Source organism: Streptomyces griseofuscus, from assembly GCF_014673495.1.
GTDB classification, from domain to species: Bacteria; Actinomycetota; Actinomycetes; order Streptomycetales; family Streptomycetaceae; genus Streptomyces; species Streptomyces murinus.
This window is the reverse complement of record NZ_CP051006.1, coordinates 8,412,518-8,437,044: the sequence shown is the minus strand read 5'-3', so window position 1 is coordinate 8,437,044 and position 24,527 is coordinate 8,412,518. Positions and strand designations below refer to the sequence as shown.

Annotated in this window: 26 protein-coding genes; 9 read left to right on the top strand and 17 right to left on the bottom strand. The window is 71.8% G+C overall.

Annotated elements, in window-relative coordinates; translation table 11 throughout:
- Positions 1–120: 120 nt before the first annotated feature.
- Genes HEP81_RS37845 through HEP81_RS37835 form a run of 3 tightly spaced genes read left to right on the top strand, consistent with a single transcriptional unit; the run spans position 121 to position 2,209 of the window.
- A complete protein-coding gene (locus HEP81_RS37845) occupies positions 121–876 on the top strand; it encodes a hypothetical protein (RefSeq protein ID WP_037658937.1) in 756 nt (251 codons plus the stop codon).
- Positions 873–1,562: a DUF4166 domain-containing protein gene (locus tag HEP81_RS37840; RefSeq protein ID WP_037658938.1), complete on the top strand. Its 690-nt coding sequence runs from the start codon at positions 873–875 to the stop codon at positions 1,560–1,562. Before HEP81_RS37845 ends, HEP81_RS37840 begins: the two co-directional genes overlap by 4 nt.
- Entirely contained in the window at positions 1,559–2,209 is a 651-nt protein-coding gene (locus HEP81_RS37835) for a TetR family transcriptional regulator (protein WP_037658939.1), read from the top strand. The genes HEP81_RS37840 and HEP81_RS37835 overlap by 4 nt, the downstream gene beginning before the upstream one ends.
- A 71-nt stretch (positions 2,210–2,280) precedes the next feature.
- Here the strand turns inward: HEP81_RS37835 and HEP81_RS37830 are convergent, their stop codons facing one another.
- The 4 genes from HEP81_RS37830 to HEP81_RS37815 all read right to left on the bottom strand — a co-directional run bounded on the left by HEP81_RS37830 (position 2,281) and on the right by HEP81_RS37815 (position 6,436).
- Positions 2,281–3,639 (bottom strand): carbohydrate-binding protein, encoded by a 1,359-nt coding sequence (locus tag HEP81_RS37830; RefSeq protein WP_051850367.1) that lies wholly within the window; start codon positions 3,637–3,639, stop codon positions 2,281–2,283.
- Positions 3,640–3,709: 70 nt separating this feature from the next.
- Positions 3,710–4,732, bottom strand: coding sequence for a LysR family transcriptional regulator (locus HEP81_RS37825; RefSeq protein WP_037658944.1), 1,023 nt, complete (start codon positions 4,730–4,732; stop codon positions 3,710–3,712).
- 147 nt (positions 4,733–4,879) lie between these two features.
- Positions 4,880–5,587 (bottom strand): maleylpyruvate isomerase family mycothiol-dependent enzyme, encoded by a 708-nt coding sequence (locus HEP81_RS37820; protein ID WP_051850369.1) that lies wholly within the window; start codon positions 5,585–5,587, stop codon positions 4,880–4,882.
- Between the two features lie 120 nt (positions 5,588–5,707).
- Positions 5,708–6,436: a GNAT family N-acetyltransferase gene (locus tag HEP81_RS37815; RefSeq protein ID WP_037658945.1), complete on the bottom strand. Its 729-nt coding sequence runs from the start codon at positions 6,434–6,436 to the stop codon at positions 5,708–5,710.
- 133 nt (positions 6,437–6,569) lie between these two features.
- Here HEP81_RS37815 and HEP81_RS37810 point away from each other — a divergent pair, with 133 nt between their 5' ends.
- Entirely contained in the window at positions 6,570–7,154 is a 585-nt protein-coding gene (locus HEP81_RS37810; RefSeq protein ID WP_037658946.1) for a sigma-70 family RNA polymerase sigma factor, read from the top strand.
- Positions 7,151–7,900 carry an anti-sigma factor gene (locus HEP81_RS37805; RefSeq protein ID WP_037658947.1) on the top strand — a complete coding sequence of 250 codons (750 nt, stop codon included), beginning with the start codon at positions 7,151–7,153 and terminating at the stop codon, positions 7,898–7,900. Before HEP81_RS37810 ends, HEP81_RS37805 begins: the two co-directional genes overlap by 4 nt.
- Positions 7,901–7,993: 93 nt before the next feature.
- Here the strand turns inward: HEP81_RS37805 and HEP81_RS37800 are convergent, their stop codons facing one another.
- The 7 genes from HEP81_RS37800 to HEP81_RS37770 form a co-directional block, all read right to left on the bottom strand.
- Positions 7,994–8,803 (bottom strand): DUF1295 domain-containing protein, encoded by an 810-nt coding sequence (locus HEP81_RS37800; protein WP_037658949.1) that lies wholly within the window; start codon positions 8,801–8,803, stop codon positions 7,994–7,996.
- Positions 8,800–10,116: an SAM-dependent methyltransferase gene (locus tag HEP81_RS37795; RefSeq protein ID WP_037658951.1), complete on the bottom strand. Its 1,317-nt coding sequence runs from the start codon at positions 10,114–10,116 to the stop codon at positions 8,800–8,802. Before HEP81_RS37795 ends, HEP81_RS37800 begins: the two co-directional genes overlap by 4 nt.
- Positions 10,113–11,399, bottom strand: a complete 1,287-nt coding sequence (locus tag HEP81_RS37790; protein ID WP_037658953.1) for an SAM-dependent methyltransferase — start codon at positions 11,397–11,399, stop codon at positions 10,113–10,115. Before HEP81_RS37790 ends, HEP81_RS37795 begins: the two co-directional genes overlap by 4 nt.
- Positions 11,396–12,145 (bottom strand): DUF1365 domain-containing protein, encoded by a 750-nt coding sequence (locus HEP81_RS37785; RefSeq protein ID WP_106979985.1) that lies wholly within the window; start codon positions 12,143–12,145, stop codon positions 11,396–11,398. The genes HEP81_RS37790 and HEP81_RS37785 overlap by 4 nt, the downstream gene beginning before the upstream one ends.
- Complete coding sequence (locus HEP81_RS37780; protein WP_051850371.1) at positions 12,139–13,452, bottom strand: NAD(P)/FAD-dependent oxidoreductase; 1,314 nt, start codon at positions 13,450–13,452, stop codon at positions 12,139–12,141. The genes HEP81_RS37785 and HEP81_RS37780 overlap by 7 nt, the downstream gene beginning before the upstream one ends.
- A gap of 204 nt (positions 13,453–13,656) precedes the next feature.
- Positions 13,657–14,304 (bottom strand): fasciclin domain-containing protein, encoded by a 648-nt coding sequence (locus tag HEP81_RS37775; RefSeq protein ID WP_037658957.1) that lies wholly within the window; start codon positions 14,302–14,304, stop codon positions 13,657–13,659.
- Between the two features lie 99 nt (positions 14,305–14,403).
- Positions 14,404–16,035: a molybdopterin-dependent oxidoreductase gene (locus HEP81_RS37770; RefSeq protein WP_037658959.1), complete on the bottom strand. Its 1,632-nt coding sequence runs from the start codon at positions 16,033–16,035 to the stop codon at positions 14,404–14,406.
- A gap of 1,274 nt (positions 16,036–17,309) precedes the next feature.
- Between HEP81_RS37770 and HEP81_RS37765 the strand changes: the two genes are divergently transcribed.
- Positions 17,310–18,485 carry a CapA family protein gene (locus HEP81_RS37765; protein ID WP_338058762.1) on the top strand — a complete coding sequence of 392 codons (1,176 nt, stop codon included), beginning with the start codon at positions 17,310–17,312 and terminating at the stop codon, positions 18,483–18,485.
- Between the two features lie 106 nt (positions 18,486–18,591).
- Entirely contained in the window at positions 18,592–19,083 is a 492-nt protein-coding gene (locus HEP81_RS37760) for a hemerythrin domain-containing protein (RefSeq protein ID WP_037658962.1), read from the top strand.
- A 63-nt stretch (positions 19,084–19,146) separates the two neighbouring features.
- Here HEP81_RS37760 and HEP81_RS37755 read toward each other — a convergent pair whose 3' ends face one another.
- Positions 19,147–20,112, bottom strand: a complete 966-nt coding sequence (locus HEP81_RS37755) for a YihY/virulence factor BrkB family protein (RefSeq protein WP_338058761.1) — start codon at positions 20,110–20,112, stop codon at positions 19,147–19,149.
- Positions 20,113–20,439: 327 nt separating this feature from the next.
- Here HEP81_RS37755 and HEP81_RS37750 point away from each other — a divergent pair, with 327 nt between their 5' ends.
- Positions 20,440–20,703 (top strand): GlsB/YeaQ/YmgE family stress response membrane protein, encoded by a 264-nt coding sequence (locus HEP81_RS37750; protein ID WP_037658963.1) that lies wholly within the window; start codon positions 20,440–20,442, stop codon positions 20,701–20,703.
- 141 nt (positions 20,704–20,844) lie between these two features.
- Here HEP81_RS37750 and HEP81_RS42460 read toward each other — a convergent pair whose 3' ends face one another.
- Together HEP81_RS42460 and HEP81_RS42455 are read right to left on the bottom strand one after the other, a co-directional pair.
- Positions 20,845–21,009: a hypothetical protein gene (locus tag HEP81_RS42460; RefSeq protein WP_338058760.1), complete on the bottom strand. Its 165-nt coding sequence runs from the start codon at positions 21,007–21,009 to the stop codon at positions 20,845–20,847.
- Between the two features lie 93 nt (positions 21,010–21,102).
- Positions 21,103–21,375, bottom strand: a complete 273-nt coding sequence (locus HEP81_RS42455) for an alpha/beta fold hydrolase (RefSeq protein WP_338058759.1) — start codon at positions 21,373–21,375, stop codon at positions 21,103–21,105.
- Positions 21,376–21,619: 244 nt separating this feature from the next.
- On the opposite strand from HEP81_RS42455, the gene HEP81_RS37740 reads away from it, so the two are divergent.
- Positions 21,620–22,045, top strand: coding sequence for a DUF6003 family protein (locus HEP81_RS37740; protein ID WP_037658965.1), 426 nt, complete (start codon positions 21,620–21,622; stop codon positions 22,043–22,045).
- 50 nt (positions 22,046–22,095) lie between these two features.
- On the opposite strand, the gene HEP81_RS37735 is transcribed toward HEP81_RS37740, so the two are convergent.
- The 3 genes from HEP81_RS37735 to HEP81_RS37725 form a co-directional block, all read right to left on the bottom strand.
- Positions 22,096–22,488 carry a DUF2267 domain-containing protein gene (locus HEP81_RS37735; RefSeq protein ID WP_037658967.1) on the bottom strand — a complete coding sequence of 131 codons (393 nt, stop codon included), beginning with the start codon at positions 22,486–22,488 and terminating at the stop codon, positions 22,096–22,098.
- Positions 22,489–22,562: 74 nt separating this feature from the next.
- On the bottom strand, positions 22,563–23,060 hold the full coding sequence (locus HEP81_RS37730; protein ID WP_037658969.1) for a hemerythrin domain-containing protein: 498 nt from the start codon (positions 23,058–23,060) through the stop codon (positions 22,563–22,565).
- A 233-nt stretch (positions 23,061–23,293) separates the two neighbouring features.
- On the bottom strand, positions 23,294–24,340 hold the full coding sequence (locus tag HEP81_RS37725; protein WP_037658971.1) for a LacI family DNA-binding transcriptional regulator: 1,047 nt from the start codon (positions 24,338–24,340) through the stop codon (positions 23,294–23,296).
- Positions 24,341–24,527: the final 187 nt, after the last annotated feature.

Here is a 24,527-nt window from a genome sequence, read left to right as displayed (position 1 = left end):
CAGTTCCTGGAACCGGGGCCGTCCGATCCCAGGCTTTGAGCGTTCGCTCAAAAGGGTGTACTTTCCCTCTCGGATGGTTTGAGCGATCGCTCAAACACCGATGGGACGTGGGGGAACGCCATGGGTCTCTACGTAGAAGCACATATCCGCGCCGACATGGACGAACTCTGGTCGCGCACTCAGGACCCCGCCCAGCACCGGCGCTGGGACCTGCGGTTCTCGGAGATCGACTACCTTCCGCGCACCGAGGGCGAGCCCCAGCGCTTCCGTTACGCCGTACGCGTCCTGGCCCTCCTCACGGTCTCCGGTACCGGGGTCGCCGCCGGCGAACGGGAGCGTCCCGACGGCACCCGTACCTCCGCCCTGCGCTTCGCCTCCCCGCACCCGCTCTGCCCGCTCGCCCGCGGCAGCGGCTACTGGCGCTACGTGCCCGACGCGCACGGCGTGCGCTTCCTCACCGGCTACGACTACCAGCCCCGCTGGGGCGTCCTCGGCGCGCTCGCCGACCGGCTCGTGTTCCGCCCCCTGATGGGCTGGGCGACCGCCTGGTCCTTCGACCGGCTGCGGCTGTGGCTGGAGCGGGACATCGGCCCCGAGCGGGCCCGGACCAACTGGCTGGCCGAACTGGCGGTCCGGGCAATGCTGTTCACCGGGTGCCTGACCGGCCTGGGGCTGGGGTCCGCCATGAGCGTCTTCGGACGGTTCGGGGCCGACGTGGCCTACCTCTACCCGCTCCTGCTGGTCGTCGTGATGTCGCTCGCCCTCTTCAAGGCCCCTCGCACCTGCACCCCCGCCGCCCGCCGGTGCCTGCGCGCCCCGGCGGACCGGACGGCCCGGGCCCCCCGCGTCCTGCACACCCTGGAGAAGCACGGATGACCACGCCCCCTTCGATGTTCCACACCGTGCTCGGCGACGGCTTCGACCGTCTCCACCCAGAGTTGCGGCGCCGTTTCTCGGTGGGCCTGGCGAGCGGGGAGGCCTGCACCGGGCGGGGCGTCATGGACCGGATCTGGCACGGCCCGGCGTACGTGAAGCCGTTCCTCGCCCTCGGCGCCACCCGCAACATCCTTGTCCCGCGGGCCGGCCGCGACATCCCGTTCCTGATCGAGAACGTCCCGTACACCGACACCTTCGGCCGTGAGACGGTGAGCTTCGTGCGCACCTTCGACCTGCCCGGCGGCCCCCGCCGCTTCGACGCGCAGATGGTGCTCAGTCCCAAGGGCGACCGGATCCTCGACTATCTCGGCACGCATCAACACCTCGCCAGCGAACTGCACTTCGCGGCCGAGCCGGACGGCTCGCTGCTCATCCGCTCCGGCGAGCACCGCTTCCGGGAGGGCCCGGTGGATGTGCGCGTACCGGAACTCATCGGCGCCACGGCCGAGGTGCGCGAGTCCTTCGACGACATCACCGGACGCTTCCGGGTCCGGGTGAGGGTGGTGAACCGCCGCTTCGGGCCGCTCTTCGGCTACGAGGGTTCCTTCACGGTGTCGTACACGGACGCCGTCTCCCGCGGGACGCGGCCGGGACTGCGCCCGGTGCGGGAGGAGGCGCGCGCATGAGCCCGGAGACGGCGAAGTCCCAGGAGACGAAGACCAAGCTCCTTAAGGGCGCGCTGCGTACGCTCACCGAGCACGGCATCGCCAAGGCCTCCGCCCGTACGGTCGCCGCGGCGGCCGGCGTCAACCAGGCGCTGATCTTCTACCATTTCGGCTCCGTGGACGAACTGCTCGCCGCCGCCTGCCGTTACGGCGCCGAGACGACCGTGGCGAAGTACCGCACCCGGCTCGCCGCGGTCGCCTCCCTGTCCGAACTGCTCGCGGTCGGCCGGGAGATCCACGAACAGGAACGGGCCGGCGGCCATGTCGCCCTCCTCGGACAGCTGCTGGCCGGCGCGCAGACCCACGCCACCCTCGGCCCGGCCACGACCGCCGGCCTCGACCTGTGGATCGCCGAGATCGAGCAGGTGCTGCGCAGGGTGCTCGCCTCGACCCCGGTCAACGAGTTCGCCGACCCGGCCGGTCTCGCCCGCGCGGTGGCGGCATCGTTCGTCGGCATCGAGCTGTACGAGGGCGTGGACGAGGCGGGCGCGCACGCGGCACTGACCGCGCTCGAACAACTGGGCGCGCTGGTCGCGGCCCTGGACACCCTGGGCCCGGTCGCCCAGCGGGCGGTCCGCCACCACCTGCGCCGCGCGGCACGCGGCTGAGAGGGGCTGATCGAGCGCGGGACCGATATTGCCGAGTCCCCGCGCGGTACGAGGGGCCTGCGGTCAGCCGCTCACACCCGCTGCCACAGCGCCGGTGTGTTCGGCGGCTCCCAGCCCTGCTGGGCCTGGTGGGCCTGGAGGCAGCGGTAGGTGGCACCGCCGTACGTCACCGTGTCGCCCGCCTGGTAGACGGTGCCCGCCGACCACGTGCCGCCGGGATCACCGGGGCCGCCGGGGTCTCCCGGGCCGGACGCGACGGTGGTCAGGGTGAGGCCGTAGTTCTGGAGGATGGGGTTGATCGGATAGAAGAAGGTCGGACCGCCACTCGTGCAGTCGCCCGAGCCGCCCGAGGTGACCCCCTGTGCCTGGCTGCCGGAGATGAACGAGCCGCCCGAGTCGCCCGGTTCGGCGCACACCGAGGTGCGGGTGACACCGGCGACGGTGCCCTCCTGGTACGTCACGCTGGTGTTGAGCTGCTGCACCGTGCCGCAGTGCCAGCCGGTCGTGGATCCCGAACGGCACACGGAGGAGCCCACCGTGGCCTGCACGGAACCCGCGACCTGCGCACTGGAACCATTGACGTACGGTGTCGCCCGCCAGTTGGCGTTCGTGGCCACCCAGGCCATGTCGTTGCCGGGGAAGATCGACGCCTGGAACGTCCCCTGCGCGGTCTGGTCGAAGCCGGTGGTGGTGCTCCCGGCGTGCCCGCAGTGCCCGGCCGTGGCGAAGCCCTGCTGGGTGCCCCGGGTCACCGGGAAGCCGATCGAGCAGCGGGCGCTGTTGTCGATGTAGTAGGCGTCCCCGCCCCGCAGGTCGGCGAGCGGGCGCGGACGTTCGGCGGACTTCACGATGCGGGCGAGGGAGGCGTCGACGCCGGCCGCGGCCAGCAGGGAGCGTGCGGCGGAAGGCCGTATCGCCTGGACAACCAGCGCGTTGGTGCGCACGTCGACGTACCAGACCGGAGTGTCGGTGGTGCCGTGGTGGGCGGCGGCCCGGTCCACGCGCGCCTTGGCCGCGTCCAGCGCGGCCAGGGAGTGGTGCACGACGACCGCGTCGGCGCCCCGCGCCTGGATGGCTCGCGCGTCGGCCGGGTCGGTCGTGGCGACGGTCAGTTTGTCCGACACGGTGCCGCTCACCCAGGCGCCCGCGAAGTGCGCGCCCACGGCGGCGCGCAGCCGGCCCGCGGTGGCGCCCGCCTCGGCCTCGTTGGCCAGTCGGCGGTCCGCCTGCTGCCGGTTCAGGCCGAGGTCCCGTTGGAGCGCGGTGAGGAGGCCGGGCGGCGCGGCGGCGGTACGGAGGCTGTCGGTCGCGGTCGGCGGGGCGGAGGGAGGGGACGGCTGGGCGCTCGCGGAGCCGCTGAGCCCGGTCACGAGCAGGGCGCCCGCCGCCGCCACGGCGGCACAGGCGGCTCTGAGGTTTCGTTGGAGCATGGGGAGGTCTCTCCTCGGATTCGGTGGGGTGCCGAAACCGTAGAGAGGACCGGCCGCGGCCCGTAAGACGTCAACCGACCCCCTGCCCGGGCGGTATGGAACCCGCGGCGGGAGCCGTCACGGGTGCGAGACCGCCTGCCGGAGTCGATCGCCGCTCCGCGAGCCAGTACGCGTAGCTGTCACTGCGCGCCGCCGCGCCCGCGTGCGCCTCCCGGGCCTGGGCCAGCACCGTGGCCGCGGTGCCCGACCGCTGTCCGGCGGGGTGCCAGCCCAGCAGGTGGCGCCACATCAGGGGCGTGCCGGTGAGCGGACGGATGGCGAGTCCCGGCGTCGGCGGAAACGTGGCCCGGCACAGGCCCACCGCCCGGCCCACTTGTACCAGGTGCACACAGGAAGCGGTGTCCGTCTCGTACATGCGCCGGGGCGTGAACCCGGCCCGGGCGCAGGCCGCGGTGAAGCAGTCCGCGAAACAGCCGTCGCCGGGGACACACGCCCACTGCTCGTCCGCGAGCGCGGCCAGCTCGATCTCCCGTCCGTGGGCCAGCCGGTGGCCGTCGGCGAGCATCACGAAGACCGGGTCGACGGCGATCAACTCCCAGGCGAGGTGGGGAGAGTCGGGCGGCGGGGCGGAACCGCAGGTGCCGGACAGCGCGAAGTCCAGGCGCCCCTCCTTCAGCATCTCCGCGAGTTCCCGCTCCGACCAGGAGGCACAGGTGGTCACGGCGGTGCCGGGCGCGGCGTCGGCCAGCCGGTCCACCAGCGCGCCCAGCAACGGCCCGTGCGTCCCGCCGAGCCGCAGCCGCTCCCCCTCCCCCTCCCCCTGGCTCCGGGCGAACCGGGCGGCCTCCCGCTGGAGTTCGCTCACGGCGGGCAGCACGATGCGCGTGCGCTCCAGGACCAGCTCACCGAGGGCCGTGGTCCGTACGCCGTGTCGGCCGCGCTCGAACAGGGCGCCGCCCAGAGCCCGTTCGATGCGTCTCAGCTGTGCGCTGAGGGCGGGCTGCGCGAGCCCGAGGACAGTCGCCGCCCTGGTCAGGCTGCCCGCCTCCGCGATGGCCCGGATGGTCTTCAGATGCCGCAACTCCAGCTCCATGAGGGGAGCTTGCGGGGCCGGAGGGCAAGGGGCAAGGGGTTGGTCCAGACCAGGGTGGAGCGGGTGTACGGGTCCGGCTCACCGGGTCACCGGGTCACCGGGTCACCGAGACCTGATCCTCCAGCCGGCGCGGCACGGCCGCGCCCGTCAGATCCAGAAGGGCGCCGCAGGAACCTCGTCGGCGCCGGAGGCGGTGAGCGCCGTGCCGGGGGAACGGCCGCTGAGCCAGGCCAGGATGTCCGCCTGCCGCCCCCTGACCGTGGGGCCGTCGACCCCCAGGGCGTGGACGAGGCCGGTGTCGGTCGTCTCCAGACGCAGCGCGGGAGTCTCCGGTCGCCGGGCGAGCGCCTCGACGATGTCGTCGATGATCCATCGCGCGGCGTCGACCGGTATGTCCGAGAAGCCGTAACCGGCGTCCAGGTCGGCGTGGTGGATCTCCAGTTCGCGCAGCCGGGCGAGGATCAGGGTCGCCGGCGTACGCAACTCCCCGGTGCGCATCCGCACTTCGGTGTGCCAGGCCGCCGAGGGCAGGGTCCGCACCGCCTTCTCGAAGCGGGCGGCGGTATCGCGGACGTCGGCGACCAGATCAGCGACCGGCCGCCGGGCCCCGGCCTCGATCTCGGCGGCACGGGCGTCCATGCTCGCGTACTGCGGCGTTTCCACACCGGTGCGCGCCCAGGCGAGCAGTCGGCAGATGCTGTCCGTGGCGCGTGCCACATGGGTGATGACGTGGCCGCGGGTCCATGGGGGTACGAGCGTCTCGCCCGCGACCTGAGCGTCGGTGAGGGAGACGACGGTGGCGACGAACCGGTTCGTGGACGCGGTGATCGGGTCCAAAGCTCCGAGATCCTGCATGGAACCTCCTTGCCTGCATCATCCATTGTACGGAAGCATCTAACCGCATTACGGAAATCTGATGGGGACTCCGGACCGACCACCACTGTCGCCGGACGTGCGGCAAGCCCTGTCGGTTCGTCAGCGACCCGGGTTCTCGTCGGCGGCGCGGACGGCGGACAGGGACCGCTGCTGTCGGCCTTCCGTGTCGAAGTTGTCGGGCGAGAGCCACTCCCGCAACGCCTTGCCGACGTGCGGCCACTCGGAGTCGACGATGGAGTACCACGCGGTGTCGCGACTACGCCCCTTGTAGACGACGGCCCGGCGGAAGATCCCCTCGAAGGTGAAGCCCAGCCGTAGAGCCGCCTTCCGCGAGGGCGCGTTGAGACTGTCGCACTTCCACTCGTAGCGACGGTAGCCGAGTTCGTCGAAGACGTAGGACATGAGCAGGAACTGGGCCTCCGTGGACACCGGAGTCCCCTTCAGCAGAGGCGAGAAGGCCACGCTGCCGACCTCGACGACCCCGTTGGACGGATCCTGGCGCATCAGGGAGAGGGTGCCCACCGCCTTGCCGGTGCGAAGGTCGACGACCGCGTACGGAAGGGGGTCGTCCACCTGGGTCACCCTGGTCACGTAGGCGCGGTAGTCGGCGGGGGTGTCGAAAGGACCGACCGACATGTACGTCCAGTCCGCACCGTCCTCCGCAAGGGAGTAGGCGGCGTACAGGTCGTCGGCGTGCCGGTCCGCGTCCAGGGGCTCCACCCGGCAGAGGCGGCCCTCGAGGGCGACCCGGGCGGGCGCGGGACGCGCCGTCCAGTCGGGCACGAGGTCGCCGACGGGTTGACCGTATTCGTTGAGACGTGCGGACATGCTCTTCTCCTGATGCGTGCCGGTGCCTGACCAGTGCCAGACTATGCACTTTCGCACGGGGCAATCCGCAGCTCTCGTGGCCCCGGATTACACATGATGACCCGCTCTGCGACGGCCACGGGAGAGAGCCGCTGTGAAAGAACCAGTACATATCAGCACCAACCCCTCGAGGAAGCCCGACCTGCAGCGCCTGCTGCACGAGGTGGCGCTGGGGGACCAAGAGGCTTTCGCGGCGGTCTATGACACCGTCGCCGGCTCCGTCCTCGGGGTCGCCCGGGCGGTTCTGCGCGATCGGGCGCAGTCGGAGGAGGTGGCGCAGGACGTGCTGGTGGAGGTGTGGCGCACGGCCCCTCGCTATCAGCCCGAGCGCGGCAGTGCCCTCAACTGGATCCTCACCCTCGCCCACCGGCGGGCCGTGGACCGGGTCCGGTCGGTGGAGGCGGCAGCCGCCCGTGACACCAGGGCCGCGCTGCTCGACCATCAGCCCGCGTACGACGAGGTGACCGAGCAGGTCGAGAGCCGGCTGGAGCGGGAACAGGTGCGGCGCTGTCTGCGCACCCTGACCGAACTCCAGCGTCAGTCGGTCACCTTGGCCTACTACCGCGGCCTGACCTACCGTGAGGTCGCCGAAGCACTCGCGTTGCCGCTCGGCACGGTGAAGACCCGCCTGCGCGACGGGCTCATCCGGCTCCGGGACTGCCTGGGGGTGACGGCATGACCACGACCGATCCGCACGCTCTGACCGGTGCCTACGCGGTGCACGCGCTGGAGGACGAGGAGCGTGCCGCCTTCGAGCGTCATCTGGCCGACTGCCCCGCCTGCGCGCAGGAGGTCGCGGAGTTCACGGCCACCGCCGGACGCCTGGCCCTGGCCGCCACGGTGCGCCCGCGCCCCGGCATGCGGGAGCAGGTCCTCACCCGCGTCACCTCCGTACGGCAGGTGCCGCCCGGCACCGCGCCCTCGGAACGGGTACGCCGCGGCGTACGGCGTGGACGGCGGCTGACTCGCTGGGCGCTGGCCGCCAGTGTGGCCGTCGCGGCCGCGTTCGGCGGAACCGCCGCATGGCAGTACGAGCGTGCCCAGGACGCCCGGCACCAGGCGGCCTCGGCCGAACGGCACGCGGAGGAGATCACGGGGGTGCTGGCCGCACCGGACGCGAAGACACGTTCGGCGCGGGTGGCGGGCGGTACGGGCACCGTGGTGGTCTCGGCCCGGCGCGACCGGGCCGTGTTCGTGACCTCGAACATGGCAGAGCCGCCCCGGGGCAAGGTCTACCAGTTGTGGTTCGCCGTCGACGGAAAGATGCGTCCGGCCGGGCTCATGAACCCTGACCGCGCCAGTCAGACCGTGCTGATGCGGGGCGGGGTGGACGGCGCCTCCGGTGTCGGGATCACCGTGGAGCCGGCCGGTGGCTCGCCCCGACCGACCAGTGCGCCCATCGGCCTGCTGGAGATCCCGTCCTGAACCGTCGACGCGTACGTCGGCCGGCGCACGGTGCCGGGGGTCAGGAAAGCGGCCCCCGGCACCTGTTCGCCGGTGTCGGGGCCGTGTCCTCGCTCAAGGGCGCCGACGGGGCGGCCGTGGGAAGAAGCCGCTGGTGCGCGCGGCGTACTCGGTCCAGCCCGGCCTGCCCCCCATGCGCCGCTCCAGCAGCCGCTTTCCGCTGCCCTTGATCAGCAGCAGGCTCATGACCAGGGGCGAGACGACGGACACGGCGGCGGGGGCGGCTCCGCCGTCGCAGGCGACCAGGAACAGCCCCCACCAGACGCAGAAGTCCCCGAAGTAGTTCGGGTGCCGGGTCAGCCGCCACAACCCCTGGTCCATGATCCGACCCCGGTTCGCCGGGTCGGCCTTGAACCGGGCCAACTGCGTGTCCCCGACGGTCTCGAAGAACATCCCGAGCGCCCAGAGCGCCGTGCCGGCCCAGGCCGGACCGGACAGCGGTCCGGGCGCGTACGCCGCCGCCTGTACCGGCAGCGAGACCAGCCAGACCAGCCCGGCCTGAAGCAGGTAGATCGTCCGCAGGGCGTACAGGGGGCGGCTGCCCGGTGCGCGTGACAGCAGGTCCTCGTAACGGGGGTCCTCGCCGTGCCCGCGGCCGCGGTACGCGATGTGCACCGCCAGCCGCAGCCCCCATAGGACCGTCAGCAGCACGACGAGCGCGCGCCGAGCCCCGTCGCCGGTGCCCGCCGACAGGCCGTAGGTCAGCAGGGCGAGCGCGGCGAAGGCGGCTCCCCACGCGCTGTCGACAATCCGGTGCACGCCCTTGCGCAGGGCGAGCAGGAAGGTGGCGAACAGGACCACCAGGGCGCAGGCCGCCGCCCAGCCGAGATTCACCGCGAAGGCGCCCCACGGAAACGCGCTCATGCCGACCCCAGGTTCCGGTACCATCCGGCCGTCTCGGCGGCCGTCAGACCGCTGTCGCCGTCGATGGTGGGCCGGACGCACAGGATCTGGTCCACGCCCATCCGGCGCTCCCGGAAGGCAAGGGACCCGCCGACCAGGTACAGCCGCCACACGCGGGCCGTCTCCTCGCCGACCAGGCGTACGACGTCCTGCCGGCGCTCTTCCAGCGTGCGGTGCCAGGCGTCGATGGTGCGCACGTAGTGCTCGCGCAGCGACTCCACCGACCGGACTTCCAGCCCGGCCGTCTCCAGGAGCCCGACGGTCTCGCCGATCGGCCGCATGTGCATGTCGGGGGCGATGTACGCCTCGATGAACGCGCCACCCCCGGGTGCGCGCGTGCCCCGGGACATCTGCTGGACCAGTACGCGCCCGCGCGGGCGGACCAACCGGTGCAGGGTGGCGGCGAACGCGGGGTATTCGTCGTCGCCGACGTGCTCGCCCATCTCGATGGCGGCGACGGCGTCGTAGGCGGAGCGGGTGATGTCCCGGTAGTCCTGGCACACCACCTCGACCCGGTGCCCGAGCCGTCGCTCCCGCACCTGTTCGCGCACGTACGCGGCTTGTTCCCGGGCCAGGGTGACGGCGGTGACCTGTGCCTTGTGCACTTCGGCCGCGTACAGGGACAGCGAGCCCCAGCCGCAGCCGATGTCGAGCAGGCGGCCGCCGGGGACGAGGCCGAGCTTGCGGCAGACCAGCTCCAGCTTGGCACGCTGTGCGCCGGCCGGGTCTGCCTCGGAGTCCGCTTCGGGCCAGTAGCCGCAGGAGTAGGCCATGGTGTCGTCGAGCAGCAGGCGGTAGAAGTCGTTGGACAGGTCGTAGTGGTGGCTGATCGCCGCCCGGTCCCGGGCCTTGCTGTGCAGGCCGCCGCGCAGCCGTGCCTGGGTGGCGGGGGCGGGCGGGCGCGGGCCGAGGGCGCCGAGGCGCAGGCCCTTGCCGATGATGCGGGCCCGGTCGGCCGGCGAGAGCCTCGGCGGATGCAGGCCCCGCTCCCGTGCGGCGGTCCACAGGGCGCGAAGGCCCTGGGCCAGGTCGCCCTCCACGTCGAGTTCGCCGGTGACGTACGCCTGGGCGAGGCCGAGTTCACCGGGCTGCCACAGCAGGCGACGCAGCGCGCGCGGTGAGCGCACGACGACCACGGGGGCGTCCACCGGGCCGGTCTCGCTGCCGTCCCAGGCGCGCAGCCGTACGGGCAGCGGGCCGCCGAGCGCGTCCTCGGCGAGGGCGGCGAGCCGCTGCGCGGCCCCGGTGCGGACCGGGGTACGCGTGGTGGTCATCGGACCGGGTCCTCCTTCGTGAACAGGTACTGCTGGACATCGAGGTATCCGGAGCGGAAACCCGCCTCGGAATAGGCCAGGTAGAAGGTCCACAAGCGGCGGAAGGTCTCGTCGAAGCCGAGCGCGTCGACGTCGTCGGCGCGGTCCGTGAACCGCTCCCGCCACAGGCGCAGGGTCTCGGCGTAGTGCGCGCCGAAGCCGTCCCTGGCGGCCGGCGCGAGACCGGTGTGGTCGCGAACCGCCTCCTCGACGGCCGTCGTCGAGGGGATGAGGCCGCCGGGGAAGACGTACTTCTGGATCCAGGTGTGGGTGCCGCGGCTGGCCAGCATCCGCTCGTGCGGCATGGTGATCGCCTGGAGGGCCAGCCGGCCGCCGGGCGCCAGGCGCTCGTCGAGGGTTTGGAAGTAGACGGGCCAGAACTCCGCGCCGACGGCCTCGATCATCTCCACGCTGACGACCGCGTCGTAGGTGCCGTGTGCCTCGCGGTAGTCGCACAGTTCGATCGAGACGCGGTCCTCGTACCCGGCCTCGCGTACCCGTGCCAGCGCCAGCTCCCGCTGTTCCGTCGACAGGGTGAGCGAGGTGACGTGCGCGCCCCGGGCGGCGGCGCGCAGTGCCAGTTCGCCCCAGCCGGTGCCGATCTCCAGCAGCCGGGTGCCCTCGCGCACCTCGGCCAGGTCCAGCAGCCGGTCGACCTTGCGCTGCTGGGCCGCGGCCAGCAGCGAGCGGTCGGCGGGGAAGCCGCGGAAGACGGCGGAGGAATAGCTGAGCGTCTCGTCCAGGAACAGTGCGAACAGGTCGTTGGAGAGGTCGTAGTGACGGCTGATGTTGGTCCGCGACCCGTCCGGGGTGTTGCGCTGCGTGTGCGGCTGGCGCTGCGTCCACAGGCCCCGCAGCCGCTGTAGTCCGGGCGGGACCAGGTCGGCCGCGTGGGCGGCGAGGACGGTGAGCGCGCCGACCAGGTCCGGGGCGTCCCACTCCCCCGCCATGTAGGACTCGCCGAAGCCGATGAGCCCGCCGGTGCCGACGCGGGAGTGGAACGCCCGGTGGTCGTGCACCGCTATCAGTGGTCCGCCCAGGCCGAGGGTGGTGCCGTCGGCGAACCGTACGCACAGGGGCAGTTGCCGCAGGGCGCGTTCCAGTACGGCCGCGGTGACGGCCCGCATTGGCCAGGACGCCCGCGGTACGGCGGCCACGTCGGGCCAGCGGTCGGCGTCGACGGGGGCGGTTCGGGGGCCGTTCGCTCGGTGGCGGGCGGCGGGGCGGTCTTCGACCGTGGTCATGACACACTCTCCGGGGTACGGCGGCCCGGGCGCGGCTGCACCGGCAGGCCGCGCAGGAACAGGCGGATACCGTGGAAGCGGATGGCGGCCGACACCGCGAGCGTCGACCAGGGGTGGCGCAGGGACAGGCGGAGCAGTTCCGGCACCGTCGCCGCACGGCGGGTGCCGCGGACCGCGGCCGTGAAGGGCGGGCTGCCGGGCCGGTGCAGCCGTATCGACAGATGCAGGAGCTCGCCGGGGGGCGGGACCCGCATCTCGTAGTGGCCGTCGATCGGATGGAAGGGCGACACGTAGAAGTCCTTGGCGACGGAGGCGGTTCCGGTCGCGTCGGAGTGCAGCAGGTAGGCGTGGCGACCGCCGTAGGTGTTGTGGACCTCGGCCACCACGCAGCGCACAGTGCCGTCGGGGGCGTAGCACCAGTACAGGGTGAGCGGGTTGAAGACATGGCCGAGGATCCGGGCGTGCGCGAGCATCAGCACCCGGCAGCCACGCGGGTCGATGCCGTGCTGGTCCAGGAAGCCGTCGAGCGCGGCCCTGATCGACGGAGCCCGTCCCGTGAAGTGGTCACGGGCGCTGAAGTGAGCCAACAGTCCCAGCGGGCGCGGCAGTTCGGGAAGGTGGTCCAGGTCGACCAGCCACAGATAGGTGCGGTGCCGTAGGGCGTAGCGCTGTGGTGCGCGGCGCCGGTGGATGATCACGCACGGGTACAGGGCCGCCGGTGGCCCGGCGGACGGAGCGGTCACCACCTCACCCCCAGCGCGGCGGCCGCCTCGACGCCCGAACGGCAGCCGTCCTCGTGGAACCCCCAGCCGTGGTAGGCGCCCGCGAACGCGGTGACGGCCGTGTTCAGTTCGGGCAGCCGGTGCTGGGCGGCGACCGACTCGGGGGTGTACACCGGGTGTTCGTAGGTCATACGGGCCAGCACCTGGGCGGGGTCGACCCGGTCCTGGCCGCCGAGGGTGACGACATACGTCCGCGGAGCGTCGAGTCGCTGAAGCCGGTTCATGTCGTAGCTCACCCGCACCCGGTCGGCGCCGGCCCTGCAGTCGGGCATCAGGTAGTTCCAGGAGGCGCGGGCCCCGCTCGACCGCGGGAGTAGGGAGGTGTCGGTGTGCAGCAGGGTGGAGTTGCGGGAGTAGCGGAAGGCGCCGAGGACGTCCTTCTCTGCCGGAGTAGCGTCCCCGAGGAGCCGTAGCGCCTGCTCGGGATGGGTGGCGACGACAAGGTGGTCGTAGGCGGCGGTACTCCCGTCCGCCGCGGTCACGTCCACGCCGTCGGCGTGCCGGAGCACGGACCGTACGGGGGTGCCGGCGCGGACCTCGTGCAGTGCGGCGGCGATCCGTTCGACGTACCTGCCGGAGCCGCCCGTGACGGTCCGCCACACCGGTGACCCGCTCACCGAGAGCATGCCGTGGTGGGCGAGGAACCGGAACAGGTAGGCCGCCGGGTAGCGCAGGGCGGCCTCCGCGTCGCAGGACCACACGGCGGACACCACCGGCGTCATGAAGTGGGCCCGGAAGTACGGCGAGAAGCGCGCCGCGTCGAGGAACTCGCCGAGGGTGAGCGTGTCGTCGGCGGCGTCCCGAGCAAGCAGGGCGCGGGCGGCCCGGTGGAAGCGCGGCACCTCGGCCAGCATCCGCAGGTACGGCAGGCGCAGGGCGTTGCGCGGCTGGGCGAGCAGTCCGCGGGGGCCGCGGGCACCGGCGTACTCCAGTCCGCAGCCCTCGCACCGCACCGACATGCTCATCTCCGACTCCTGTGTGATGACGCCGAGTTCGGAGAAGAGGCGGAGCAGGTTCGGATAGGTGCGCTGGTTGTGCACGATGAAACCGGAGTCGACGCGGTGCGCGCGCCCGTCCGGCGCGGTCAGGTCGTGCGTGTGGGCGTGGCCGCCCAGTCGGCCGTCGGCCTCGTAGAGGGTGACGTGGTGGGCGCGGGCCAGGATGAGCGCGGCAGTCAGCCCCGCCACCCCGCTGCCGATGACGGCCGTACGGCGCGGACTTCTGGCGTCGGCTGACGGCTCGCGCGGCGTCGCGTGGGACGGTCGTTCCATGGTGTCGTCTGCCTCCCGTACGGATGAGGAACTCCTCGGGGCCGGTGCGCGGGCGTCGCCGCTCGCGCACCGGCCCGGGAGCAGGGCACCGGCCGCGCCCGGCCGGTCGGGCGAGCGGCGGGTGCCCTGGTGCAAGGACGCGCGGCGGCAGGTCGCTCCCGTCGAGGCGACCTGGCGGGCGCGCGTCCTCGGCCCGCGGTGGTGTCAGCTCTTGGGCATCAGGACGGTGTCGATGATGTAGACATTGGCGTTGGCGGTCCTGACGTTGCCGCAGACGACCTTGGCGGAGTCGTTGACCGTGTAGGACTCGCCGGAGCCGGAGGTCATCAGCTTCGACTTCTCCAGCGTGGCGAAGGAGCCGTTCGCCAGGTCCTTCGGCGTGAGCTTCTGGCCGACGACGTGGTAGGTGAGGATCTTCGTCAGCTGGGCCTTGTCGTTGAGGACCTTGTCCAGGGTGGCCTTCGGGATCTTGGCGAAGGCGTCGTTGGTGGGCGCGAACACGGTGATGTTCTGGGCGTTGTTCAGGGTGTCGACCAGACCGGCCTTCTTCACCGCGGTCACCAGCGTGGACAGGGCCGGGTTGTTGGAGGCGGCGGTGGCCACCGGGTCCTTGGCCATGCCGTTGAAGGAGCCGGCGCCGTTCTTCGGCACGGACGAACAGGCCGGGCCGAAGGGCTGGTCCATGCCGCTCATCTCGCCGCCGCCCGCGCTCGCCGAGGCCGACGCCGACGCCTTGTCGGAGGAGTCGGACTTGCCCGAGTCACTGCCGCTGCCGGAACAGGCGGTCAGGACCAGGGGCAGCACGGCGGCGGCGGCGAGGAGACCGGTGGTACGGCGGATACGGGTGTTCATCATCTTCTCCTGTTGAACGGTGCAGCGCTCTGCTGCGTCGGGGGTGTTACGGGAGGGTGGTTCGGGGTGGGCCGGAGGCCCTGGTCATGGGACGGGTGGTCAGTCGACGGTCACGACGACGGAGTGCCATCCACTGGCACCGTCCGGGATCGTGCGGGTCCGTTCCTCGGTCTGCACGGTGCCGGTGCGGTCGGTGGCACGGACGGCGAGCGTGTGGCCACCGCTGGTCGCCTGCCAGGGAAACGACCACTGGCGCCATGTGTCGCGGGTGTACTCGGCGGCCAGGTGGGCTTCCCGCCAGGGGCCGTCGTCGACACGGACCTCGACCTTGTCGATGCCCCGATGCTGGGCCCAGGCGACCCCGGCGACCATCACCGGGCCGGCATTGGGCCGGGCGAACGGCTTGGGGGTGTCGATACGGGACTCGGTCTTGATCGGCGCCCTGCGGGCCCAGCCGCGCTTGACCCAGTAGGGGTCGTAGGAGTCGAAGGTGGTGAGCTCGATGTCCTTGATCCACTTGCAGGCGGACACGAAGCCGTACAGACCGGGGACGACCATCCGGACCGGAAAGCCGTGCTCGAAGGGCAGCGGCTCGCCGTTCATGCCGAGCGCGAGCAACGCGTCCCGGCCGTCCATCAGGTCCTCGACCGGGCTGCCGATGGTCATGCCGTCCACCGAGCGGGCCACCAGTTGGTCCGCTCGGCCGCCTCGGGACGGCGGCATCACGCCGCACTCGGCGAGCAGGTCGGCCAGTCGGACACCGATCCAGCGGGCGTTGCCCACGTACGGGCCGCCCACCTCGTTCGACACGCACGTCAAGGTGATGTCCCGCTCGATCAGCTCCCTGCGCAGCAGGTCGTCGAAGGAGTAGGTGGCCGGACAGCGCACCCCCTTGCCGTGGATACGCATCCGCCAGCCGCTCGCGTCCACCTTGGGCACCACCAGGGCGGTGTCCACCCGGTAGAAGTCCTGATTCGAGGTGACGAAGGGGCTGATCCCGGCGACGCGCAGCCCGGCCCGCTTCGGTACCGGCCGCGCCGGTGAGCCGGGCAGCGGGAGAACGACCTTCTCGCGCGAGGCGACCGCGTCCCGGCCGCGGGTGCCGTTCAGTGACCGGCCGACCGTACCCGCCACCGCGGAAGCGGCCGCGGCGGAAGCGGCCGCGAGGACGAATCCCCGCCGGTCCCATGGCTCGGGCGCGGGCGAGACCTCTGCCGCTTCCTCGCTCTCGGCGCCGGACTCCGGCGCCGTCGATCGAGCGGGCACAGTCAGACGCCCCACCAGGCCGTACAGGAGCAGGGCCCCGGCGACGGCCCCCACGACGGAGGGCAGCGCGTCGGTGATGCCGATGGAGTCGGGACGGTTGAGGGCGGCCGCCGCCCCGACGGCCCCGAAGAGAAGGATCCCGGCGGCTCCGGCCCGCCGGAACCGCACCGCCAGCACACCCAACGCCAGAGCCGACACCGCCAGTACGGCCAGGATGCCGAGCTGGAGCACGAGCTTGTCGTCGGTGCCGAAGTGGCGGATCGCCCAGTCCTTGACCGGCGCGGGCGTCGCGTCGATGGACGCGCCGCCCACCACGACGACCGGTCCGGACTGCGGACGCACTGCCGCGGCGACCAGTTCGGCCGACGCCAGCGCGGCGAAGCCGGCCAGCGCCCCGCTCAGCGCGCCCAGCGCCAGGCGTGCCGGCCCTGATCGGCCTCTTTGATCCTTCTCTTCGTCCCTCACGCAGGGAATCCGGTTCTGGCCGCCCCGGCGGATTGGTCCGCGACCTGATCGGGTGAAAAAAGATCGCGGACCAATCCGGCGCGCGTTCCACAACGGATCAAGGGTTTGGGCGTCGCCGGTACCGCCTGGCCGGAGGGCACTCTGCTCTGCCTCGCCGACGCCGAGGTGGTCGACACCGTACGCCCCCGGCTCGGTCCCGACGGGCGCGGACTGCTCGCCGCGTGCCTGCTGCGCTACGACCGTACGCCGCGCGTCACCCTCGACCGGCTGCTCTCGGGCCGCGACCGGGAGGCTGCGTGTCCCCGCCGCCCAGTCCCATTGGATGGAGCGGTGCGGGGGTTCGGACCGCCTCATCGACCTCGACGATCTCGACGTCGATCTCGCCCTGCTGCGGCACCGGCTTCTCCTGACCGCCGTCCACCGGATCGTGGCCCGGTCGCGGCCCGGCGCCGGGCGGCCGCCCCTGGGCGCCCGGGTGCCGGCCGAGTGGCGTGCCTGGGGCGCCACCTGGCCGGCCGGCGGCCCGATGTGGCTGTGTTCCGCCGAACCCGGCCCCGTACATGAGTTGCTCGAAAGAGCGGGCGCGCGGTCTGGGCTCGGGTACCAACTGGTCGGCTGCCTGCGCGTGTTCGAGTACGGCGGTGCCGACCGGCTGGCGCGGCTCGTGGGGCGGAACGTGCTGGGGCCCGCCGCCGCTGTATATGTGAAGGCCCTGGCGTCCGCCGCCCCCCGGTGTCATCCTCCGTGCCCGGCTCGACCGCGAGATCGCGCCGGACAAGCTCGTCCGGAAGCTGCGGCGTGCCCAGAGCGCACCGCGCGCACGTGACCTCGTCGCCTCCCTGCCGCCGGTACGAGCGCGGTACGTGACGCTGCTGCCGGAACCGGGCCCCGACGTTCTGCCGGCAGCGCGCGGCTCACCCGGGAGCGGGCCCGTCACGGTCTGGGCGGCCGTTTCCACTGCACGCCGTCCACCCAGCTGGACGGGCTACTCACGGCGGGCCTCCTCAACGGCACGGACCTGGTGCGCCTCGCGGCCCCGGCCGCGAGGCCGGCCGGCCTCGGCCCCGAGTGGGATCCGGTCTCGGCGGTGGAAGCACTGCTCGCCGGCTGACAGTGCTGTGCCGGGATCCGGCTTGGGTTCCACCTCTGGCCGCGGAGCCGACCGCGGTTGGTGGGGACACCGACCGCGGTGGCTCCGGGCGGGAACGGGAACGTTGCGGAACACGCCGGTGACCCTCCATGAAGGGCGGATGCCCGCTTCGTAGCATGATCCGGTGATCACGTCCGGTCGGCAGTGCCCCCAGCAGCGGCGTTCGCGGCGCAGGTCGGTACGGCGCCTCCTGCTCGCCCTCTGCGCGGTTGGGGCCGGTGTGGTGGTCGTCACGGGGTGTGCGTTTCGTGGCGGGTCCGGGCATTCGGGCTCTCTCGGTGCTGCCTCGACCTCCGTGCCGAGGAGCGGGGCCTCGGCGTCCGGTGCGCCGGCGGCACCGCTCCCCAAGGGCAGCGTGCGGATCGCTGCCGTAGGGGACGTCGTCATGGGCACGCTGCCGGACAGCCTGCCGCCGGACGACGGTGCCTCGTTCTTCGACCCTGTCGAAGAACTGCTCACAGGGGATGTGGTGGTCGGGAACCTGGAGGGCACGCTCGCCACCGGCGGCTCCAGCAAGTGCGAGTACATCGAAGGGCCGAACTGCTTCGCTTTCCACGCCCCGCCGTCCTACAGCCACTGGCTCAAGCAGGCCGGCTTCACGGTCATGAACACGGCGAACAATCACATCGACGACTTCGGCGCGGAGGGGCGGCGCGAGACGTTCGCCGCGCTGCGCTCCGCGAACGTGCGCTACACCGGGCGGCTCGGCCAGATCACCATCCAGCGGGTGCACGGCATCCGGGTCGCGCTGATCGGGTTCGCCCCCGATCGAGGGGCGAACGATCTGACGGACGTCCCCGCCGCGAAAGGGCTCACCGCCCGCGCCGCGAAGATGGCGGATGTCGTGATCGTCACGATGCACGCCGGCGCGGAGGGCTCGGACCGCACCCACGTGGAACCAGGTACCGAGTACTTCCTCGGCGAGGACCGGGGCGACAGCTACCGGTTCAGCCATGCGGTGATCGACGCCGGGGCCGACCTCGTCGTGGGCAGCGGCCCGCATGTGATGCGGGGCATGGAGTTCTACAAGGGGCGGCTGATCGCCTACAGCCTGGGCAACTTCACCGGCTACAAGGTGCTCGGCCTCGGTGGCAATCTCTCGACCAGCGGTGTGCTCCAGGTCGAGCTCCGCGCCGACGGCACCTATGTGTCCGGGCACCTGCGCCCGACCCGGATCGTGGCGCCCGGCACACCCGAGCCGGGCGGTGAGGCGATCGACCTCGTCTCCAGCGTGTCGGAGGAGGACTTCGGCCCGTACGCCGCCCGCATCTCGGCGGAGGGGACGATCCGGCGGCCGTAGTCGCGCACGGCCCGGGTCACTCTCCTGCCTCACCCGAGTCATCAACGCCGTCGGCGAGGGTAGGCGACAAACTCCCTTCCGTTCGTAAGAAAGTGGTGCCACTGCCATGGCCGAGACCCAGGACGTCGTCGAACTCATCCTCCAGGACCACCGGCGCATGGAGGATCTGTTCCATCTGATGCGCAGCGTCGAGGCCGACCGGGCGGGCGCGCTCCGGGAGTTCGCGGCCCTACTGATCGCCCACGCGCAGGCCGAGGAGGCCAAGGTCTATCCCGCGCTGAAGCGGTACAAGCACATCGACGACGAAGAGGTGGAGCACGGCGAGCACGAGCACGACGAGGGCAACCAAGCCCTTCTGGACCTCATGGAGGTGGCGGAGGTCGGCTCCGAGGAGTGGGACTCCAAGCTGGAGGCGCTGGTGGAAGCCGTCAACCACCACACCGACGAGGAGGAGCGCACCATCCTCAACGGCGCGCGCGAGAACGTTGCGATGGAGCGGCGCGAGGAACTGGGAGCGGCGTTCTGGGAAGAGCGCGAGCGCCGGCTGAAGGCCGACTGCGGCTCGGTCGACAACGTGCGCCGCGCCGTCCACTCCTGACCGCACCCCGGCGCGGAATGTCCCGCACCGTCTCGGGCCCGCCACAGTGTGGTGGGCCCGACTTCAGGGTGTGCCGTCCGGTGGTTCCTCGTGCCGTGGCCCGGGGGGCCGTTCGAAACGCACGCTGACCTTCTGGAACCCCTTGAACGCCTCGGTGGCGGCATACGACCGGTAGGCGCGGCGGTCGGCCGCGCTCAGCCGTACCCGGTCCGTGAACGGCGTCAGCAGGCTGCGGGGCCACAGGCGCATGACCCGTACGGCGCCCGCCTCGGCCGTCGCGACGAAGATCAGGGCTCCGACGTAGAGCCAGGCGAGCAGGCCCAGGACGATGCCGAACATGCCGTAGGTGGCGGTGGCGCCGCGCAGCACGTGGCTCACGTAGTAGGAGCCCACCCACTGCAGCACCTGCCACGCGAGGGAGCCGCCCAGGGCCACGCCGGCGAGTCGGCGCAGTGGCAGGGTCCGCTGTGTCAGCAGCCGGTAGCTCAGGAGCAGCAGAAAGGCGTTCAAGCACACGGACCCCGCGCTCGCGGCGATCCAGCTTCCGCCCCTGAGTCGCACGCCGAACAAGTAACTCTGTGCGGCCACCACCGACAGCAGAGTGGACGCGCACAACCCGACCGCGAGGAGCAGCAGGAACACCAGTCCCTTCAGCCGCGAGCGAAGCGGGTCCGGACGGGCGTGCCGGGGGACCGCCCAGATCTTGTTGAGGGCGTACTGCGCGGCCTGGGCGACACCGAGCGAGCCGTAGATGCTGCCCACGATGCCCGCGGCGAGGACGACCCCGCTGCCGTGGAAGGAGTGGATGTTGTGCCCGAGCTGGTCGCCGATGACCGGGAACTCGCTCAGCGCCGAGTCCATGACCCGCTGCTGAAGAGCCGGATCGCTGCTGAGGAAGGTGCTCAGGACGGCGACCAGGATCAGGAGCAGGGGGAAGAGCGAGAGAAAGCCGTAGTAGGCGAGCAGAGCCGCGAGGTACGCGGCCTGATCGTCGTAGAACTTGTACACGACGGCCAGCGGCAGGCCCACCCAGCGGTGGCTCCGTTGGAAGGCGTCGATACGTTCGAGGCATTTCCTGCCCTCTGCCCGGGTCGCGCCGGGGCGGAGGGCCGTGGTGGTTCCGGACGGTCTCCGCCTGGAACCGGACAGCGGCTGCATGGGAACCACTCCTCGGTTGTCCGCACCGCGCCCAGGGAGGTCTGCGCACGCGGGTGCAGTGTCAGGAGTCTCCCGCCGCCCGGCGCCGAAACGGGAAGCGGGGACCATCGGCCCTGCATACGCCGACCCATCCGGGATATCCGGAAGCACGTGAGAGCCCCGCACCGGGGTCGCGCAGCGGAACGGAAGGAACATCTCGTGGGCATCATCGCCTGGATCCTGATCGGCCTCATCGCGGGCGCCATCGCGAAGGCACTGACCCCCGGCAAGGACCCGGGCGGCTGCCTGGTGACGATGCTGATCGGCATCGTGGGCGGGCTGCTGGGCGGCTGGCTGGGCAAGGTGATCTTCGGCGTCCACTCGATCAACGGCTTCTTCAGCCTCTCCACCTGGATCGCGGCGATCGTGGGTTCCGTGATCGTGCTGCTGCTCTACCGAGTGGTGACCGGGCGCTCGCGCTGAGCGCGTACGCAAGGGGCGGCTTCCTCGGGGAGCCGCCCCTTGCGTGTGCGTGAATTCTCCGCGCACCGGCCAGCCGGCCCGTCCGGCGAAGAAGCCCCCGAGAGAGGCCGCGAGCGCTTCGGAGCCTCTTCGGCCACATGGTCAGAGGATCAGCGCGGGGCAGCGGATCAGTGTCCCCGCGGCACGGTCGTCCTCCTCGTGCCGCCGGCCGATGGTGAGGCCGGTGCGCTGGTCCTCCAGCGTCGCCCACGCCACGTCGGGATTCCTGGTGGCCGAGCGCCACTCCTCCTGGTCTTCCTGTCCCATGCTCCGCGGATCACCGTGGTACCAGCTGTCCGGTTCGGCGTTGATGACCCGCTCGGGGATGTCCGGCTGGGCGAAGAAGAAGCAGTGTCACCCCTACGTGACGAACCGAGCCGTGATGCGCGAGATGTGCTCGGTGACCGGCGGACAGTCGATGAACGCCACCCGCGAGACCGTGTCGGGATGATCGAGCGCGAGCCGCAGCGCCACCGCGCCGCCGCGGACGTGTCCGGCGGGTGCGGACCGGGTGTGCCCGAGGGCGCGCATCACCTCGACCAAGTCGCCGGCGCCGGCCCGCATGGAGTACCCGGCGTGGTCCGAAGGAGGCGGACCATCCTGCACCGCGTCCGCCCACCGGGTCTCGACCATGTCGCCCTCCTCACCCTGCGCACACCCGCACGAGCACACGACCGCCCGACCCCGCCCAGGGACAAGTAGCCGCGTCCGGCCCCTGGTGAGAGACCTTCGTCGGCAGCCGGCGGCGGGTGTGGTGGAGTGGAACCCGGACGAGTGATTCGGGCGAGTGGACGGGGCATGCGCGGGCAGAGCGCATTCTGAGGGGACAGTGATGACGTCCCCACCTTGCTGCTTCTCCGAAAGGGGTGTCACGGCCATGGCCGACGATGCCTTGTTGTTTCTTCTGCCCGAGCGTCACCCGCGTCTCGGGGCGGCCCTGTCAGCGGTCGGCGACCTGGAGTGCGCCGAGAGTCCCGCGGTCCGTGGCTGGCTCCAGGCGCACGGCACGGCAGGTTCCTCCGAGCGGGTCCGGATCGTCCCGGCGGGCTCCGAAGTGCTCATTCCCGAGGACGCGGAGCGGCTGCCGGTCCCCCTCAGCGAGGAGGAGACGCTGCGGGTCGAGCACGCGTGCGCGCCCGCGTCCCTGACGGACATGGAGTCCGAGTTGCTCAGCTTCCGGGACACGACCCAGGACTGGCAGTCGCTGGTGCACCGCGCCCTCACCGCCGGTATCCCCGAGCCACGCATCGCCCAGCTCACCGGCCTGGATCCGCAGGACATCGTCCAGGCCGTCGGCGAGTGACCCGGGCGCCCGCCCGACGGCGCCCGGGCTCGTCCCGCCCGTGCCACCGGTCATCCGGGATCGGTGCAACCGAACAGGCCGGCGTGCCCCGGGGGCAGCTGGGTGAGCAGCCGGCGCAGCAGGGCGTGGTCCGCGACGTCGGCGAGGGTGGGCAGTACGGCGTCGATCTCGCGCCGGGCCTCGGCCACGTCCTCGTTGCTGTGGTCGGCGACGGCCCGGACGAACGACGCGGGTGACAGCGGCTCGCTGGCCGGCTCGGCCGCGGTCAGCAGTGGTCCGCATCCTTCGGGGAGCAGCGCGGCCAGGTCCGTGCGGTCGTCGCCCACCAGATGGGCGCCGAGGACCTCCAGCACGTTCCGTACGGCTCTGGCACCCTGCTGCGGTCTGTCGTAGCGTGCGCGTTCGGTGACCTGGGTGATGAAGGTGTCCAGGCTCCATTCCATGGCGGCTCCTGTCGTAGGTCCATCCCCCGCGGCGGTACGCGTCGTCCTGCCGGCGGGGCCGGGGGGCATCGGCGTCACACGGGGACGGCGGTCCGCACCATGCGGTGCACCTGGGCGACGCTGCCGCAGCGCGCCGTCAGCAGGTCGGCTTTCGTCCGGGCGTAACCTGCGCCGAGTTCCTCCCGGCAGTGCGGACTGAGCCTCTCCCGCACCTTGTTGACCAGCGTGCGCTCCTCCTCGTCGCTGTGGCGGGCCGTGGCGGAGGCCAACTGCTGGAGCCGCCAGTCCCATTCGGCCGAGCCGATCTCCCGCACCCGCAGCAGTGCGTAGAGGACCTTGACGGTTTCCAGGTGTGCGTTCTCGATGTGCTCGACGGTGTCCGCGTCCTCGAAGGAGACGAGGACGGGGTGCACCGAGGCCCTCTCGGCCTCGCCGTGGGCGATCATCAGGTGCGCGAAGTCATGGAGCGCGGTCTGGCGATCGGCCTCCGTGCTGCGCATGAGGCGGAGCAGGTCCTCCATCGTCCGGTGATCCTCAAGGATCATCTCGACGACTTCCCGGGTCGGTGTCATGCGATGCGCCTCCCAACTGGAGTGGCTTTCACCTCCCGCTACCCGCACCCATGCCAGAGATTCCCCGATATGACCCGTTTGCCTAGTTCTCCCAGGTCAAGCGGGATGCGGGGAGCGGGATTGAGCCGACATGCCGACCAACAAGGCCGACGCGGACGGCAGATGACGACAAGTGACGACAGGTGACGGCTCATCAGATCCCAGCCGTGGGCCCTCCCCCAGCCCCGCAGGAGTCACGCCCCGCGTGCCGCCCCCGTGCTCTCCCTTTCGATCAGCCGGGGTACCGGCACCCTGACCGTCCTGGCAGGGCCGCCGTCGAGCAGTGCGGTCAGTTCGCAAGCCGCGGTGCGGCCGAACTCCATGGTGTCCCGGGACAGGGCCGACAGCCATGGTCTGACCATGCGGCACAGGGCCGAGTCCTCCCAGGCCACCACCGACACGTCGGCCGGTACGGAGAAGCCGAGTTCGGTGGCGGTCGCGACGCCCGCGAGGGCCATGACGTCATTGTCGTAGATCAGGGCGGTCGGCGGAGCGGCCGAGTCCAGGACGCGGCGGGTGACGGCGGCGCCCTCCGCGTCCGAGTAGTCGGTGGTGATCGACTCCACTCCGGTCAGTCCGCGCCGCCGGGCCTCGGCCCGCAGGGTCCGGATCCGCCGCTCGGTGTGGGCGAGGCCGGACAGCCCGGCGATGTGCACGATCCGCCGGTGGCCGAGGGCGTACAGACCCTCCACCACCGACGCCATCGCGCCCGCGTCGTCGGCCCACACCGTGGACAGTCCGGAGTGCCGCTCGTCCGGCGCGCCGCCGATCACCACGGCGGGCAGGCCGAGTTCGTCGAGCAGGTCCGGGCGCGGGTCGTCGGTGCGCGGGTCCACCACCAGGACGCCGTCCACCCGGTGCTCGGCCCACCATCTGCGGTAGACCGCGCACTCGTCCGGCACGTCCTCCACCACCTGGAACAGGAGCCCCAGGTGTCGTTCCGCCAGCACTTCCTGGATGCCGGAGACGAGTTGGAGGAAGAAGGAGTCGACGCCGAGGGTGTCCGCGGGCCTGGCCAGCACCAGGCCGACCGTGGCCGCGCCCTCGCCCGACAGCGCGCGGGCCGCCGTACTGGGCCGCCAGCCCAGTTGCTCGGCGACCCGGCGCACCCGCTCTCGGGTGACCTCGGAGACGCCCGGCCTGCCGTTGAGGGCGAAGGAGACGGCGCTCTCCGAGACACCGGCGCGGCGCGCGATGTCCTTCATCGTCGGCCGGCGCGCCGGGGACCGCTTGGCCGGCATGTTCGCCTCTTTTCTCGGCAGTGATCGCTAAAGCGCTTGAGTGGAAGCAGCCTAAAGCGCTTTAGTACGGCTGACAAGTCCCGCTTGTCGCCGCTCTGACCTGCACTAATGCCCCGTCTTAGACTTTAGCGCTTCCAAATCCATTGACTTTCCCCGGAGACGGCGTGCATGGTCCTTTCCGAAACCC

Coding starts and splice junctions, on each gene's coding strand:
- HEP81_RS37795 (WP_037658951.1), bottom strand. CDS start 10,116: ATGACCACCACGCGTACCCCGGTCCGCACCGGGGCCGCGCAGCGGCTC.
- HEP81_RS37775 (WP_037658957.1), bottom strand. CDS start 14,304: ATGAACACCCGTATCCGCCGTACCACCGGTCTCCTCGCCGCCGCCGCC.
- HEP81_RS37730 (WP_037658969.1), bottom strand. CDS start 23,060: ATGACACCGACCCGGGAAGTCGTCGAGATGATCCTTGAGGATCACCGG.
- HEP81_RS37735 (WP_037658967.1), bottom strand. CDS start 22,488: ATGGAATGGAGCCTGGACACCTTCATCACCCAGGTCACCGAACGCGCA.
- HEP81_RS37740 (WP_037658965.1), top strand. CDS start 21,620: ATGGCCGACGATGCCTTGTTGTTTCTTCTGCCCGAGCGTCACCCGCGT.
- HEP81_RS37725 (WP_037658971.1), bottom strand. CDS start 24,340: ATGCCGGCCAAGCGGTCCCCGGCGCGCCGGCCGACGATGAAGGACATC.
- HEP81_RS37805 (WP_037658947.1), top strand. CDS start 7,151: ATGACCACGACCGATCCGCACGCTCTGACCGGTGCCTACGCGGTGCAC.
- HEP81_RS37840 (WP_037658938.1), top strand. CDS start 873: ATGACCACGCCCCCTTCGATGTTCCACACCGTGCTCGGCGACGGCTTC.
- HEP81_RS37790 (WP_037658953.1), bottom strand. CDS start 11,399: ATGACCACGGTCGAAGACCGCCCCGCCGCCCGCCACCGAGCGAACGGC.
- HEP81_RS37835 (WP_037658939.1), top strand. CDS start 1,559: ATGAGCCCGGAGACGGCGAAGTCCCAGGAGACGAAGACCAAGCTCCTT.
- HEP81_RS37845 (WP_037658937.1), top strand. CDS start 121: ATGGGTCTCTACGTAGAAGCACATATCCGCGCCGACATGGACGAACTC.
- HEP81_RS37825 (WP_037658944.1), bottom strand. CDS start 4,732: ATGGAGCTGGAGTTGCGGCATCTGAAGACCATCCGGGCCATCGCGGAG.
- HEP81_RS37820 (WP_051850369.1), bottom strand. CDS start 5,587: ATGCAGGATCTCGGAGCTTTGGACCCGATCACCGCGTCCACGAACCGG.
- HEP81_RS37815 (WP_037658945.1), bottom strand. CDS start 6,436: ATGTCCGCACGTCTCAACGAATACGGTCAACCCGTCGGCGACCTCGTG.
- HEP81_RS42455 (WP_338058759.1), bottom strand. CDS start 21,375: ATGGTCGAGACCCGGTGGGCGGACGCGGTGCAGGATGGTCCGCCTCCT.
- HEP81_RS37800 (WP_037658949.1), bottom strand. CDS start 8,803: ATGAGCGCGTTTCCGTGGGGCGCCTTCGCGGTGAATCTCGGCTGGGCG.
- HEP81_RS42460 (WP_338058760.1), bottom strand. CDS start 21,009: ATGGGACAGGAAGACCAGGAGGAGTGGCGCTCGGCCACCAGGAATCCC.
- HEP81_RS37760 (WP_037658962.1), top strand. CDS start 18,592: ATGGCCGAGACCCAGGACGTCGTCGAACTCATCCTCCAGGACCACCGG.
- HEP81_RS37780 (WP_051850371.1), bottom strand. CDS start 13,452: ATGGAACGACCGTCCCACGCGACGCCGCGCGAGCCGTCAGCCGACGCC.
- HEP81_RS37830 (WP_051850367.1), bottom strand. CDS start 3,639: ATGCTCCAACGAAACCTCAGAGCCGCCTGTGCCGCCGTGGCGGCGGCG.